Origin of the sequence: Bradyrhizobium oligotrophicum (assembly GCF_051168495.1) — a bacterium.
In the GTDB taxonomy this organism is placed as follows: domain Bacteria; phylum Pseudomonadota; class Alphaproteobacteria; order Rhizobiales; family Xanthobacteraceae; genus Bradyrhizobium; species Bradyrhizobium oligotrophicum_A.
The window spans coordinates 14,858-29,124 of sequence record NZ_JBNPVB010000016.1 but is presented as its reverse complement, the minus strand read 5'-3'; the positions used below and the strand labels follow the sequence as shown (position 1 = coordinate 29,124).

The 14,267-nt window shown below is 63.0% G+C and carries 11 protein-coding genes; 3 read left to right on the top strand and 8 right to left on the bottom strand.

What is annotated here, in order from left to right; translation table 11 throughout:
- Positions 1-17 precede the first annotated feature (17 nt).
- From ACQR1B_RS26230 to ACQR1B_RS26210, 5 genes are all read right to left on the bottom strand, one after another.
- Positions 18-869 carry an ABC transporter permease gene (locus tag ACQR1B_RS26230; protein WP_434834958.1) on the bottom strand — a complete coding sequence of 284 codons (852 nt, stop codon included), beginning with the start codon at positions 867-869 and terminating at the stop codon, positions 18-20.
- A complete protein-coding gene (locus tag ACQR1B_RS26225; protein ID WP_434834957.1) occupies positions 866-1,882 on the bottom strand; it encodes an ABC transporter permease in 1,017 nt (338 codons plus the stop codon). The genes ACQR1B_RS26230 and ACQR1B_RS26225 overlap by 4 nt, the downstream gene beginning before the upstream one ends.
- Positions 1,883-2,013: 131 nt before the next feature.
- On the bottom strand, positions 2,014-3,630 hold the full coding sequence (locus ACQR1B_RS26220) for an ABC transporter substrate-binding protein (protein ID WP_434834956.1): 1,617 nt from the start codon (positions 3,628-3,630) through the stop codon (positions 2,014-2,016).
- Positions 3,549-5,381: a hydantoinase B/oxoprolinase family protein gene (locus ACQR1B_RS26215; RefSeq protein WP_434834955.1), complete on the bottom strand. Its 1,833-nt coding sequence runs from the start codon at positions 5,379-5,381 to the stop codon at positions 3,549-3,551. Before ACQR1B_RS26215 ends, ACQR1B_RS26220 begins: the two co-directional genes overlap by 82 nt.
- 10 nt (positions 5,382-5,391) lie before the next feature.
- Complete coding sequence (locus ACQR1B_RS26210; protein ID WP_434834954.1) at positions 5,392-7,455, bottom strand: hydantoinase/oxoprolinase family protein; 2,064 nt, start codon at positions 7,453-7,455, stop codon at positions 5,392-5,394.
- 183 nt (positions 7,456-7,638) lie between these two features.
- Between ACQR1B_RS26210 and ACQR1B_RS26205 the strand changes: the two genes are divergently transcribed.
- The 3 genes from ACQR1B_RS26205 (at position 7,639) to ACQR1B_RS26195 (ending at position 11,532) form a co-directional block, all read left to right on the top strand.
- Positions 7,639-8,340, top strand: coding sequence for a GntR family transcriptional regulator (locus tag ACQR1B_RS26205; RefSeq protein WP_434834953.1), 702 nt, complete (start codon positions 7,639-7,641; stop codon positions 8,338-8,340).
- 82 nt (positions 8,341-8,422) lie between these two features.
- The gene (locus tag ACQR1B_RS26200; RefSeq protein ID WP_434835106.1) at positions 8,423-9,802 is read left to right on the top strand and encodes an aspartate aminotransferase family protein; all 1,380 of its coding nucleotides are present in this window, start codon (positions 8,423-8,425) and stop codon (positions 9,800-9,802) included.
- Positions 9,799-11,532 (top strand): acetolactate synthase catalytic subunit, encoded by a 1,734-nt coding sequence (locus ACQR1B_RS26195; RefSeq protein WP_434834952.1) that lies wholly within the window; start codon positions 9,799-9,801, stop codon positions 11,530-11,532. The genes ACQR1B_RS26200 and ACQR1B_RS26195 overlap by 4 nt, the downstream gene beginning before the upstream one ends.
- A 4-nt stretch (positions 11,533-11,536) precedes the next feature.
- On the opposite strand, the gene ACQR1B_RS26190 is transcribed toward ACQR1B_RS26195, so the two are convergent.
- From ACQR1B_RS26190 to ACQR1B_RS26180, 3 genes are read right to left on the bottom strand one after another with little or no spacing between them, the layout of a single operon-like run.
- Positions 11,537-12,331 (bottom strand): SDR family NAD(P)-dependent oxidoreductase, encoded by a 795-nt coding sequence (locus tag ACQR1B_RS26190; RefSeq protein WP_434834951.1) that lies wholly within the window; start codon positions 12,329-12,331, stop codon positions 11,537-11,539.
- Positions 12,332-12,333: 2 nt separating this feature from the next.
- Positions 12,334-13,362, bottom strand: a complete 1,029-nt coding sequence (locus ACQR1B_RS26185) for a cyclase family protein (protein WP_434834950.1) — start codon at positions 13,360-13,362, stop codon at positions 12,334-12,336.
- Entirely contained in the window at positions 13,355-14,212 is an 858-nt protein-coding gene (locus ACQR1B_RS26180; RefSeq protein ID WP_434834949.1) for a GntR family transcriptional regulator, read from the bottom strand. Before ACQR1B_RS26180 ends, ACQR1B_RS26185 begins: the two co-directional genes overlap by 8 nt.
- Between the last annotated feature and the right edge of the window lie 55 nt (positions 14,213-14,267).

Here is a 14,267-nt window from a genome sequence, read left to right as displayed (position 1 = left end):
CTCACTTGCAACGACTTCTATCGGCTACGGACGTCGAGGATGTCCCTCAAGGAATCACCCAGCAGATTGAAGGCAAACACCGCCAAAGCCAGCGCCAGGCCCGGAAAGACGACAAGCCACCAATTGCCAGCCATCGCCTGAGCTGCGCCGTCGGCGACCATGATCCCCCATTCCGCCGTCGGCGGCCGAATACCAAGGCCGATGAAGGACAGACTTGCTGCATTGAGGATTGCCCAGCCGAGATTGACGGACAGCTGGATCATGAGGTTGGGCATCACGTTCGGAAGCAGAACCCGCGCAATGATCCGCCCGTCACCGTTGCCGGCAGCGCGCGCTGCCTCGACAAAGAGCTGGCTGCTCAACACGCCCACCTCGACGCGCGCCAGACGCACATAGAACGGCAGATTGACGATCGCGGTGGCGAGGATCACGTTGCGCAAGTCGTTGCCGAGCGCTGCGACCAGCGCCATGGCCAGAACGAACAGCGGAAAGACCTGCAGCATCTCAGCGATACGGCTTGTCCAGAGATCGAAGGCACCGCCGAGATAGCCGGACAGGCCGCCAATGCTGACGCCGATGGCGAAGGAAGCCGTCACCGCACACACGGCGATGAAAAGGTCGAGGCGCGCCGATACGATCACTCGGCTCAGCACGTCTCGTCCCAGCTGATCGGTGCCGAACCAATGTGTCGGGCCTGGCGGCAGGCGCACATGGGCGAGATCGGTCGCATACGGATCGAATGGCGCCAGCATCGGTCCGAACGCGGCCAGCAGCACGAGTATGGTGACAGTCGCGACAGCTCCAACCGACAGCCAGCTGAGCGTGACGACCCGAAAGACATGTGAGACCAACGATGAAGACTGCATCATGCCCCCCTGCGTGCGCGTGGATCGGCAAGGCCATAAGCGACGTCGATCGCCAGATTGACGGTGACGAGAAGCAGGCCCATCAGCAGGACGAAGCCTTGCACGGGCGCATAGTCGGATGCGAGCAGCGCATTCAACGCGAAGCTGCCAATGCCCGGCCAGCCGAACACCCGTTCGACCAGAACATTCGAACCAAGCATCGTCGAGAACACGATCCCCATCGTCGTCAGAACCGGCAGCAGCGCGTTACGCAGTGCGTAGCGCATATAGACTGTGAAATCGCTGAGACCCATCGCGCGCGCGGTACGCACGAAATCGGAACTGAGCACGCCCAGCATGGCGGATCTCGTCATACGGGTCAGCGGCGACAGCACGAAAATCGCCATTGTGATGCAAGGCAGGACAAGCCTGCCGGCGGCCGATTGCAGCGCGTCCCAACGCGCGCTCAGGCTGCTGTCGATCAGGAGAAAGCCTGTCAGACGCGGCGGCGCGGAGATGAACATGTCGATTCTATCAATGGGTTCCGGCGCGATGCCGAGCCAGAGAAAGAACACATAAGTGAGGAGCAGTCCGGTGACGAAGGTCGGCATCGATACGCCGATGCTGCTGACGACGCGGGCAACGTGATCGACCGGGGAACCGCGCCATATCGCTGCTACGACGCCAAGAGGAATGGATATGGCGAGCGCCAGCAGGAGAGTCGCGACGGCGAGCTCCAGCGAGGCCGGCAGGCGCTCGCGCAACTCCGTCAGAACCGGACGCCCGGTCGTGAATGACATGCCGAGATCGGCCCGACCGATATCCTTCACATAGATCAGGAGCTGCTCGGGGATGGACCGGTCAAGGCCGAGCTTCTGACGAACATAGGCCGTCTCTTCCGCGGTTGGGACGGGGCCCGAGGCGAAGAAAGCCGCCGGATCACCGGGCAGAACGCGCATGATGAGGAACGTCGCCACGACCAGGGTACAGATCGCCGGCACCGCCGCGAGCAGGCGGCGCAAGAAGAAGGTCAACATCGCGGGCTCCAAGCTCTTCGACAAGGCTCTTCAGCATGACAGGATCAGGCGACCGCGGAACCCGCAGACGGCATCGGATGGGGGAGCACCTGCTCCTCGCCAAGAGGGTGGCGAGGAGCCGCCGGCGTTCTTCAATTTCTGGTCAACGACCGCACATCGGGAAGAGTATGAAACCAATACGCGTAGTTGCCGATGTCCTTGCCAATGACGACCTCCAGGGCTGCCTGGCGAAACATCAGGAGTGGAACATCTCGGTTCACGATCGCAATCATCTCGCGCATCGCAGCCTCATAGTCGGCATCACTGCCCGCTTCGTCAGCCTTCGCGAGCAACGGCTCCAGCGCGGGGTTGTTGTAGCCAGAGAAATTCGAACGCGTATTCCCGCGATAGAAGATGCGGATCCAATAGTCCGGCAGGTTCAGCCAGGCGACCTGATTCTCGAGATAGAACGGCATCTGCTTTGCTGTCTGCAGCTCGCCGAAGCGCGCCCCCGGCAGCTTCTCGATCGTCACGCGGACGCCGGCCCGGGCGAGATGATCCTTGAGCGCCACCGCAAGATTTTCAAAGTATTCTGCCTTGCAGGTGCATAGCGACAAGGTGGTTTCGAAGCCGTTCGGATATCCAGCCTCCGCGAGCAGCTTACGGGCGATCTCCGGATCATAGGTGAAAGCTTGTGGCTGCGGAAAGCTCGCGCCCTGGGCCTGCTCGGGCGAACCGAACAGCGGCTTGCCCCGATTGAGGAATACACTTCGAAAGATGTCGTCCTGCGGGACGGCATGGGCGATCGCTTGACGAACACGCACATCGTCGAACGGCTTGGTCTGCGTGCTCATAACCAGAAATTCGAACTGGTTCGGCATAGGAATCAGCAGGAGCTTGGCCTGCCCGCGCCGCTCGACGCCTTCGATGGCGTTCGGCGTCAGCCCGACCGCAATATCGGCTGCACGCCGCTCGACCAGCGCGACACGCGTCGTATCTTCAGGCACGGTCTGAAACACCGCCCACCGCATGGCCGGTTGTGGCGCGCCATGCCATTTGTCATTGCGCTGCAGGACAACCTGATCGGGCCGGTAGGTCATGACCTGATAGGCGCCGCTGCCTGCTTCATTTGCCTTCAGCCAGTCGGTTCCCCAAGGATCATTCGGGGTGAGATGAGCCTTCACCTGCCTGGCGTTGATGATCGGCGCGAACGGCGTACTCAGCGATAGCAGCAGATAGCGATTGGGCCGGGTGAGCGCGATCTCTACCGTCTTGGCGTCGATCGCCTTGATCTGATCTTCGCTGGCAAGCCCCCCCAGGTTGAGAACGAAGCGCGTGGTCGGCAGGCTGATGGCGCGTTGCAGCGACCATTTGACATCCTCGGCGGTGACTTGCGATCCGTCGTGGAAGGCAGCCGAGCCGCGAAGATGAAATCTGTAGACCTTGCCGTCCTCGGAAACGTCCCAGTTCTCCGCGATGTCGCCGCGCGGTTGATCCAGCCGATACTGCTGGACGCTGTCGCGTGGCTGATCCAGCGCGAATGTGACGAGCCGATCGTAGACGTGCCAGGAGACGCCCCAGGTGGATCGCTGCACGCCAGCGCCGGCAGGATCCAGCGAGCTGGTCTCGAACGGCCAGACGACCCGCGCGGATTCATTCCGGCTCTGCCCCCAGACCGGTGAGAACCCTAATGCGACCTGAACGGCGACGGCGGCCGCAATGATTGCGCGTCGTTTGCAGGCATAGGCTCTTGCCGTGAAAGGTCCCATTGGGCGATCTCCTCAAGGGTGCTCGTGGTGAAACGTGTCTTGCTTCGCTCGCGATGCGTCGCCTCGTAGTCGACGCGCGACAAGTCGGACGACAGCACGACCTGATAAATGGTCCGCGCCGCTTCCAGGCTGACGAGTTCGTCAACGACGTCACGACGCACTGCGTCCGGACTGCGCTCGACCGGATCGCCCCATCCGCCTCCGCCGGCCGACTCGATCGAAATCTCCATGGGGCCACAGCGCAAGGTCCCGTAGGCCGGCGTCTGAATGACGGAGCCATCCGCCGCGCGGCAGCGGATCGACGCGATGGCCCCGGCCTGGCCGCCCATCACCCCGCTCCCCGATGGCCGCCTGCTCGCCTCGTCGCGAAACGTTATTTCGGTGGGCACGAGCTGCCGGGCCTCGTAGTGGATGCCGGTCCCGCCACGCATCCGGCCAGCACCTCCCCCGTCGGTTCGAAATTCCTGGCGGCGGATCTCTACCGGGTAGGCGAGCTCCAGATCTTCGACATTCGGCAGCACCAGCCCGCCAAGGGTGTTGACCGTGCCGAGAACGTTGAAGCCGTCACGTTCCGCGACCGCCCCCGCAGCAGGATAGCCCAGCCAGTGATAGAGTACGAAGACGTTGCCTTGCGGGGTCGAACCGGCCGATACGGGGTGAAGCGACTTGCCCCACCCTGCGCAGCTGCGATCGGGCGCAGCACCCGACAAGGCCTGCCAGCAGGCCGTAATGATCTCATGCGCCGGATGCGTGGTCGTAAAGCCGACCGGGGCCGGCGACCTTGCGTTGACGATGGTGCCTTCGGGAGCAATGATCTGAATCGCCCGATAGGCGCCCTCGTTCCGGGGCAATGACTGGTCGAGAAAGGTCGCGACCGCCAGATAGACCGCCGACGAGGTATTCGCCAGCGGGCTGTTCTTGAACCCCGCGATCTGTGGCGAACACCCCGAAAAGTCGAACACCAGCCGTTCGCGCTCGACCGTCAGGGAAACCTCGATCCGGATATTGGCCGCAGCAAAGCAGTCATGGTCGCTAGCGTCGGCGCCGCAATATCGACCCGGTCGAAGCCGCTCGATCTCGGCGCGCATTCGACGCTCGGCATAGTCGAGCAGGTTTGGAAACAGCTCTTGCGCTTGTTTGCTGCCGAGGTCGCGGGCCAGTGCTGCGAGTCGTTCGGCACCAATCCGCGTCGATCCGAGCATGGCATGCAGATCGCCGACGAGCAGGTCGGGACAGCGCGTATTGGCGAGCAGCAAGCGCAGGATGTCGTCGCGGACGATCTCCTTTTGGGCGATCCGCAAGGGCGGGATTCGCACGCCTTCATGAAAGATCTCTCGCGCTGCCGCGTTGTAGGTGCCAGCGACACCTCCTCCGACGTCAGACTGATGCGCGCGGTTGCACGAGAAGCCGAACAGCTTGCCTTCGACGAAGACGGGCCGCATGACGGTCCAATCCGCCAGATGATTGTTGCCCGCCAGATAGGGGTCGTTGGACAGAAAAACATCGCCGTCGGCGATATCTCCGCCAAAAGCCTGCTTCAGAGCGCGTAACGCAAAGCCACCGCTTCCGGTATGAATGGGGATGCCGTCCGCCTGCGCGACCACGGCACCATCTGCGTCCCCTATGAAACATGAGAAGTCGTGGGATTGCGAGAAAATGGGACTGCGCGCGGTCTTCATCATCACCCATCCCATTTGCCGGGTGATATGATCGAGCTGCTTCTGCGTCAGAGCGAGCAGGACGGGATCCATGATGTTGCCCTTATTGAAGCTCGATGATGTAGTTGCCGCCGGATGTCACACGGAGCCGGTCACGCGCGCCCACCAGGATCGTGGTGGTGCTTTCCTCGACGATGGCAGGTCCGTCCAACAGCCTGTGGGGCGCAAGCGCGCTGCCCTTGAAGACCGGAACGTCTCTCCAGTCATGCTCGGCATCGACCCAGATTTCGCGGCGCTCCTCAGGATCAGCCACAGAGCGGCCGGCGAACTTCAAGGCTTGGGACTGCAGCCGCGCGAGAAGCCCGAACCCGCTGACCTTGATCGACACCACCTGATGACGGCCATCCGGCTGGGTATGACCGAACATGCGTCGATGCTCCGCTTCAAACCGCTCGATGATCGCGGCAATCGGCTCGTCGTCAGACACGGTGATCGGGATCGATGACTGCTGCCCAAAATATCGCAGATGCCATTGGGTGAGGAAGCGCCGGCGTTCGGGTCCGAAGCCTTCCGCTTCCAGCAGCGCTGCTGCCTGTGCGATCAGACGCACCGTCAGTCCGTCGAGGATGCCGCGATGTTGCTGCTCCAGGGCGATCGGAATGCTCCGCTGCAGATCGCAGCGCAGGTCGGTGTTGCACATTCCGAACGCGCATAATATTCCCGCCAGGCGAGGTATGAAGACGTTCTGGCAGCGCGCGAGGCGCGCAATGCTGCTCGCATGCAGCGCGCCGGCTCCGCCTCCGGCAACAAGGGTAAAGCGCTGCGGATCCAGCCCCTTCTCGATGCTGACATTTTCGACAGCGTGCAGCATCGTCTGCTCCGCCAGCCGAATGATGCCAACGGCCGCCTCGAAAGGCTGCAAGCCGAGCGGCTCGGCAATCTGCTTCCGGATGGCCTCTTCCGCCAGCCAGCGATTGAGCATGATCGCCCCGCCGCCCTGCGCGCCAGGCCGCAGCCTGCCGAGCAGCAGTTGCGCATCTGTCACGGTGGGATGCATGCCGCCACGCTCGTAGCAGGCCGGCCCCGGATTGGATCCCGCTCCGCGTGGACCGACACAGAGCAGCCCTCCGTCGTCCACGCTGGCGATCGAACCGCCGCCGGCACTGACGGTCGTGATTTCAACCGATGGCACCGAGACGCGCAGACGTTCGATATCCAGAAGATCGGTCATACCGATCTCGCCCGCATTGACCATCATCACGTCGCAGCTCGTACCCCCGACTTCGAGCGAGATCAGATGATCGGTGCCGGCCTCCGCCTGAAAATGGCTGAGAGCACCGGCAGCCGCGGCGGGACCGGACAGCAGCATCGCTACGGGGTGCCGAGCAATTTGGGCCACTGACACGACGCCGCCATTGCTCTGAACCACCAACAGCGCGCGCAGGCCCATGGCCCGGAGCTCGCGCTCGAGTCCATTGAGATAGGGCACGACGCGCGGCGCCACATAGGCATTGATGACCGAGGTTGAGGCTCGCTCGTATTCACCGACAACAGGCGCGAGTTCGCTCGATAGCGTCACCCACAGCTCCGGAGCATGCTCCGAGATGATGTCACGGCATCGCTGCTCATGATCGGAATTGCGATAGCTGTGGAGCAGGCAGACGGCGACGGACTCGACGCCGTACGAGCGCATCCGGTCGAGCGCGCGGCGGACAGACGCCGGATCCAGCGGGATGACCGCATTTCCCTCCGCATCCATGCGCTCGACGACAGAGAGTCGCCGGTGCCTCGGCACGATCGGATCTGGCCAGGGAGTACGATGATCCCAGGGATTGTCCCGCCAACCTCGTCTGATCTCGATGGTATCGCGAAATCCCTCGGTGCCGAGCAGACCGACGACCGATCCCGTTCTCTCCAGCAAAGTGTTGGTTGCGATTGTCGAGCCGTGCACGAACAGATCGGTACGCGACAACAACAGCTGAAGCGTCAGGCCAAGCTCGGAAGCTGCACGCCCCAGCGCTGCAACCACACCTTTGGCGGGATCAGACGGCATGCTCGGGGACTTGGTTGCATGCACCTGCCCCGCCCCATCGACGATGCTCACGTCGGTGAAGGTTCCACCGATATCGACACCGACGCGAAACCCGCCCCTCATTTCACTGTCCATAGTACCACCACCCTCTTTTTGATGTATCAGACAACAAATTTGTTATGTCAAGGGTATGTTTGGCGCGGCCAGCTAGAGACCTTGGTGGGTTGTGGCGCATCGTGAGTGCCCACGCACGAGAATGATGCACCAAATAGCCTCCTGGCGCTTGAAATCCGCCTCCAGTCCACTCAGAGTGCGGCCATGTTCTCAGACCTGACCGACGCCGCATCGAAATCGGCGGCCGAGATGCCCCTCGTGCCGATCGACCGCCAGACCAGCCTTGGCGAACTCGCCTACGCCTCACTCAAGGAGGCGATCGTGCGGGGTGAGTTTTCGGCTGGACAAAAACTCACGGTACGCGCCGTCGCGCAGGCCCTCGAGGTCAGCACGACCCCGGCGCGTGACGCCATCATGCGGCTGATCGGCGAGGGCGCGCTGGTCAATGCGGGTCCGAAGACCGTCATCGTTCCACCTTTGACGAAGGCCGCCCTGGATGAGGTGACCGCGATCCGCCTGGTGCTCGAGGCACTGGCGGCACGGACCGCTTCGGCGAACCTGCCGAAAGGGTCCGTCGACCAACTCAAGATGCTGCAAAATCAGATCAATTCGGCACTCGACGCAGGCAATTATTCTGCTGCCCTCAAGGCCAACAAGGCGTTTCATTTCCTGATCTATCAGAGCGCAAACATGCCGCGCCTGACTGCGATGATCGAATCGCTCTGGGTCCGCATCGGCCCCTCGCTGAACGACCTCTATCCGGAATTCGCGACCTCCAGAGTGGGCGTGAGCAATCACATGGAGGCGATTGCGGGCCTGGAGACTGGGGACGCAACCCGCGTTCAGGCCGCAATCGAAAAGGACATTCGGGACGGATACCGGCGGCTCGCGACACGCGTGGAATAGAGGACGTCTCCAACAATAAATTTGTTGCATCAAACATCAAACGCGCCTAGTCATGGCTCACTTCATTTGAGCGAGAGCCATGATGACCATCCAATCAGCCCTGCCTCAGGCTCCCGCCAGGCAGACCGGGCCTACCCAGGTGGGACCCAGATCCCAAGATGCCTTTCGGCGCGCGAGCTGCGTCTTTCCCGATGGCACGACCCGCGTCACCATCGAACGTGATCCGCTTCCCCGCTATGTAAGTCACGGGTCCGGGGCTTATGTCTTCGACGCCGACGGCCGAAGATTTCTCGACTTGAATGCCAACTTCACCACCCTGATCCACGGTCATGCCTTCGGTCCCGTCGTGTCTGCGCTCGAACGTCAATTGCGTGACGGAACGTGCTTTGCCAATCCGACCGAACGAGAGATCGAGCTTGCAGAACTGATCTGCGGGCGCGTCGCCGCCATCGAACGCATCCGCTTCTGCAACACCGGCACCGAAGCGGTGATGTTTGCGATCAAGGCGGCGCGCGCGTGGACCGGACGGCCGGCGATCGCCAAGATCGAGGGCGCCTATCACGGAGCGTATGACTGGGTCGAGGTGAGCCAGTCCAGCGGGCCCGGCAACTGGGGCGATGCAGCCGAGCCTCAATCCGTTTCCTACTACAAGGGGCAACCCACTTCGGTGTTGAAGGAAGTGGTACCGCTGCGTTTCAACGACGTGCAGGGAGCGGTGGAACGGATCGAGCACAACGCCGATTCGCTGGCCGCCATCGTCATCGATCCGATGCCGAGCCGCGCTGGCCTGATTGCACCGGATCCGGAATTTATCGCCGCCATTCAGTCGACCGCCCGAGCTCACGGCATCCTCATCATCAGCGACGAGGTGCTGAACTTCCGGCAGGGGCTTGCTGGAGCGTCTGCACGCTACGGTCTGGAGCCAGACCTCTATACGCTCGGCAAGATCATCGGCGGAGGCCTCCCGATCGGGGCGATTGCGGGGCGCGCGTCGGTGATGAGCATGTTCGACGCCGGCCAAAGCCGGCCGGCCGTCCCGCAAGGGGGAACATTCTCGGCCAATCCAATGTCGATGACCGCCGGCCTGGTCGCGATGCAGAACCTTGATCAGGCAGCCTTTGTCCATCTGGAGCGGCTTGGCGATCTGCTCCGGAGCCGCCTGAGGCAGGCAATCGAACGATGGCAAGTCGCCTTCTCGATCACAGGAGCCGCGTCACTGTTCCGTATTCACCCGAAGCGGCGGCCGCCGCGAGATTTTCGCGAGGCGTTCTGGTCGCCACGCGAAGCGGCCATCATGACGGAGATGACGCGTTACTTCGCGGCAGAGGGCATCATTCTGCCGAACGGCGCTGCCGCGTGCCTTTCGACCCCGATGGTGGACGGAGACGTCGATCTGGTCGGGCAGGTCTTTGAACATTTTCTGTCGGATGTGGCGCAGAGCTTCGAGTGGGATCAGCCATGAATCAGAACGAGAACATGACCGTCGCCGAGCGGATCGCGATGGCGCTGAAGCGCCACGGCGTCGACATCATCTTTGCCCAGAGCCTTCCTTCGGCCGTCATCCTTGCGGCAGAAGCGATCGGCATCAGACAAATTGCCTACCGCCAGGAGAACATGGGCGGCGCGATGGCAGATGGTTACGCCCGTGTTTCTGGGCGCATCGCCGTCGTCGCTGCACAGAATGGTCCCGCCGCAACACTTCTGGTGCCGCCGCTGGCCGAAGCTTACAAGGCCAGCATTCCGATTGTGGCGCTGGTTCAAGACGTGGAACGTCCCCAGCTGGACCGCAACGCGTTCCAGGATCTCGATCACATCGCGCTGTTTGCGCCTTGCGCCAAATCTGTTCGTCGCATGCTGACCGCAGATCGCGTCGACGACTATGTCGACGGCGCCTTCGTTGCCGCAGGAAGCGGACGTCCCGGACCGGCTGTTCTGCTGCTGCCCGCCGATCTCTTGCGCGAACGCGCCATCACGCCGCGACTGCAGCGGAACGCCAGCTACGGCCATTGGCCGATCGATCGGACTGGCCCGTCGAGAGACCTCGTCGAAGCCGCGGCCGACATGATTGCCACAGCGCGTTCGCCGGTGGTCGTGGCAGGTGGCGGCGCCGCGTCCAAAGGCGCTGCTGAAGCCCTGGCACGGCTGCAGACCATCGCTCACCTGCCCGTCTTCACGACCAATATGGGCAAAGGAAGCGTCGACGAGCAGCATCCGTTGTCATGTGGCGTGCTGGGCGCCTTGAACGGCCCCGGCTCCCTTGGGCGGCATATGCGCCCGCTGCTCGACGAGGCCGACGCCGTGCTCCTGGTAGGCTCGCGCACCAACCAGAACGGAACCGACAGCTGGCGACTGATTTCACCGAGCGCCAAGCTCATTCATATCGACATCGATCCGCAGGAAATCGGGCGCAACTACCAGGCGCTTCGCCTGGTCGGTGATGCCACCACGACGCTAGAGCTGCTGTGCTCGGCGACACAAGCCCGCGATCTCCGGATGCGGCAGCGACAACGGGCCGAGCTCGAGAGGCGCATCGCGGCGGCATGGCGTCAATTCGAGATCGACCGCGCCCCGATGAGGGAAACGAACAAGACCCCAATCCGTCCCGAACGGATCATGAAGGAACTTCAGAGTCACCTCACGCCCGAGACGGTCGTCGTCGCGGATGCGAGCTACGCCTCCATGTGGATCGTCGGCCAGTTGCGCAGTTTGCGGCCGGGGATGCGTTTCATCACACCGCGTGGACTTGCGGGGCTGGGCTGGGGCCTGCCTCTGGCGATGGGCGCCAAGCTGGCCGAACCTGAGCACCCGGTCGTCGCGGTGGTGGGTGACGGTGGATTTGCCCACAGCTGGGCCGAACTCGAAACCATGGTGCGCAGCAACATCGCCGTGGTCGTCATCGTGCTCAACAACGGAGTACTTGGCTATCAGAAGGATGCCGAAACTGCGAAGTTCGGCCGGTTCACCAGCGCTTGCCAGCTTGGCCCGGTGTCACATTCCGACATCGCACGGGCCTGCGGCTGCGCTGCGATTCGGGTCACCGTCCCCGCCGAGCTTGCAGCTGCGCTCGAGACCGCATTGGCCGCGCGGCAGCCCTGTTTGATCGATGTGATCAGCGCAGCTGATGCTCACCCGCCCTTGTCGCTCTACGATGGTACGCTCGACCGACCGGTGCAGATCGAGCCGGCGATGTGATCCGTCACGCGGCGAATTCACCACCGGTAATGTCGAGTGTTGCTCCGGTCAGGAACGCCGCGGCCGGAGAGCAGACGAGAAAGCCGACGAGTCCCGCAACCTCGTCGGCCGTTCCGAAGCGCCCCAGCGGGATCCGGCTCAATGCAGCACGGTTGACCTCGCTGTCTGCGGCCCCCGCCATATCGCTCAAGATGCGACCAGGGGCAACGCAGTTGACGGTGATGCCGAACGGAGCAAGGTCGCGGGCCGCCGCACGGGTGAGACCGACGAGGCCGGCCTTTGAGGCGGCATAATGCGGACCAGCGATATGCGGGACCGCCCGTCCTGCAAGCGAGCCGATGTTGACGATGCGCCCCATACGCCTGCGGATCATGGCCGGAGCGACCAGGCGGGTCAGCATGAAGGGTCCATTCAGGTTGACGGCGATGACGCTCTGCCATTCCTGCACCGACGTCTGCATCATCCAAGGAGCTGTTGGATCGCTGCGCTTGGGTGAGATGCCGGCGTTGTTCACCAGTATCGTCACATCATCCCATTGCCGGCGCACCCGATCAATGAACGCCGCCATCTTCTGTTCGCAGGTAACGTCGATCGCGTCAGCAATCAGCCGAGCTTGATCGCGACCGAGATGATCGAGCGCTCGGGCGACATGGTCCTCCTGTCTGGCCACGAACGCAACGCGGATGCCGCCTTCGAGAAGAAGTCGCACAATCGCCAAACCAATTCCACTGGCCCCCCCGGTGATCAGGGCCACCCTGTCGCGGTCTGCCGCGATCGATAGGGCCTGCGCTTGCGACATGATCAGACCGTCGCGACCGGCGTGACCGGAGACCCGACCGCGCCAGGCAGCCGCAACGGCGGTGCGGTCAGAAGAAAGCAACGCCGATCGTGACTTCTCAACCATCCCGCAAGCTCCGACAGGTACCAGAGCTCGCCCAATGCGATCCCGACCTTGAACAGGCAGAACTCGTGGAGCGGCAGCGTCGCGTGCCGATCGTGATGGTCAGGCCGCGCTGGCAGGGCCTCGACGCCGATGTTGTCCGAAATCAAAGCCGACAAGCCGGTGTCGTCGATCCATCGCAGCAGCTTCTGGTCACGGCCGTCGAGCTCCGGACAGCGCGCAGGATGCGCATCAGCAGGATCGAGAGCGCCGGAAGCCGCGAGGACCAGATCACCAAAGCCCGAATACAGGCACACGAGGTCGCCGCGTTCGACCTCCACCCTGTCAGCCTCGACGATCCGCATCAAATCGTCATAGCCGACCAGGTGCCGATCGCGTCCGAGGTGATGACACAGATCGATGAGAACGCCCCGCCCCTGGATACAGGCACGTGCCATGGTGTCGACGCCGAGTCGGAGCGTTCGTGCTGCTCCTGTCTCGGGATCTGGCGCCGCGACATCGCGTCCAGCGCGCCAACCGTTATAATAAAGCGGTATGGGAACGCCGTCGTCATCGACATCGAAGCTCTGACCAACATGAGCAAACGTGTCCCAATGGGTTGAATACTGCGTTGCGAGCGTCACCACGTCGTCGCTCACGATATCGGTCGCTCCTGGCTGCTCGTTGGCGAGCGGATAATTGTAGTTGAGTGCGCCGTCTTCGCCACGGGCAAGTGCGGACAATCTTGGCGGCTGTCGAAGTCGGTGGATGACGGTTCCGCCTGGCAGGTTGAGAGGAAGACTGAGACAGAATGTCAGCCCCTCTTGGACGCACCGCACCGCCCGCCTGCGGACGTCGGCAGTGAGATAGTTGAGCCGGCCGAGCTCGTCATCATCACCGAAGTCGCCCCAGTTCGAACCGATTGGCCGCCTTTGCCAGCGCCTAAACATGATCAGCCCCCGATTGAAAACGGCTCGCAGCCGCAGAGCCTGGCCCGGCGCTCGGTACGAGCGGCGGTGCCGGCAGATCGCGATTCGCCCCACTGGTGCGATACATTTCTCGGCAGTCGATCTCGGCGATCACTGCCCTCTCAGCTCCCGATCGATCGCGCCGGCCGATCGTCGCGACGATCTCGCCGAGCAGCATGGTCACTTCTCGGCGGGTGCCATGGTCCGCGCACTTGTGCGTGAAGGTTGGTCCGAATCGGCACCAGATTCGGTCGACGAACGTCGACAAGACACTCGGTTCGGACAAGCCGAGAAGAGCCATGCGCAAGGCCCAGACCGCCTTGGCAAACTGCACCGCCTGCCCGGCTTCGGCGGCCCTGCAGACGTCGGTATGGAGCAGCTTGAAACTGCGCCAATCGGCCTTGCGGTGGACCTCCGCAGCATTCGCAAATGCCAGGCCTTCGACGGCGACGCGCAGCCGGTGCAGCTCTTCCAGTTCGCCATCTCCAAGGATGGCCACGATGACACCGAGCTCGCGACTCTGCTGGACGGCATCTGCGGCCGCAAGGCGTGACAAGGCATCCCGGACAGGCGTTGGACTCGTCCCGAGCTGACGCGCCAGACCCCCCAAGGTCATCTGCTGACCCGGTCGGACCTCGCCCACGATCAGCATGTGTCGAAGCCGGCTGAATGTGCCCTCGGCGAGCGAAGGAGCCGGAGTGCGCCGGCTGCGCAGTATCGCCCGGCGCATGACGATCTGATCGTCGCCAGACGCATGTGGCAGCCCGCATGTGCTGCCGCGGCGAGCGCGGCCGGCGTTCGCAATGACATTCTGACGTTCTCGTCTCTGCATCGCCTGTCTCCAACGGCCCCACTGCAAGGCGTCGCCCCTGAGCCCCCGCGCTCGT

Coding starts and splice junctions, on each gene's coding strand:
- ACQR1B_RS26230 (WP_434834958.1), bottom strand. CDS start 869: ATGATGCAGTCTTCATCGTTGGTCTCACATGTCTTTCGGGTCGTCACG.
- ACQR1B_RS26225 (WP_434834957.1), bottom strand. CDS start 1,882: ATGTTGACCTTCTTCTTGCGCCGCCTGCTCGCGGCGGTGCCGGCGATC.
- ACQR1B_RS26220 (WP_434834956.1), bottom strand. CDS start 3,630: ATGGGACCTTTCACGGCAAGAGCCTATGCCTGCAAACGACGCGCAATC.
- ACQR1B_RS26215 (WP_434834955.1), bottom strand. CDS start 5,381: ATGGATCCCGTCCTGCTCGCTCTGACGCAGAAGCAGCTCGATCATATC.
- ACQR1B_RS26210 (WP_434834954.1), bottom strand. CDS start 7,455: ATGGACAGTGAAATGAGGGGCGGGTTTCGCGTCGGTGTCGATATCGGT.
- ACQR1B_RS26205 (WP_434834953.1), top strand. CDS start 7,639: ATGTTCTCAGACCTGACCGACGCCGCATCGAAATCGGCGGCCGAGATG.
- ACQR1B_RS26200 (WP_434835106.1), top strand. CDS start 8,423: ATGACCATCCAATCAGCCCTGCCTCAGGCTCCCGCCAGGCAGACCGGG.
- ACQR1B_RS26195 (WP_434834952.1), top strand. CDS start 9,799: ATGAATCAGAACGAGAACATGACCGTCGCCGAGCGGATCGCGATGGCG.
- ACQR1B_RS26190 (WP_434834951.1), bottom strand. CDS start 12,331: ATGTCGCAAGCGCAGGCCCTATCGATCGCGGCAGACCGCGACAGGGTG.
- ACQR1B_RS26185 (WP_434834950.1), bottom strand. CDS start 13,362: ATGTTTAGGCGCTGGCAAAGGCGGCCAATCGGTTCGAACTGGGGCGAC.
- ACQR1B_RS26180 (WP_434834949.1), bottom strand. CDS start 14,212: ATGCAGAGACGAGAACGTCAGAATGTCATTGCGAACGCCGGCCGCGCT.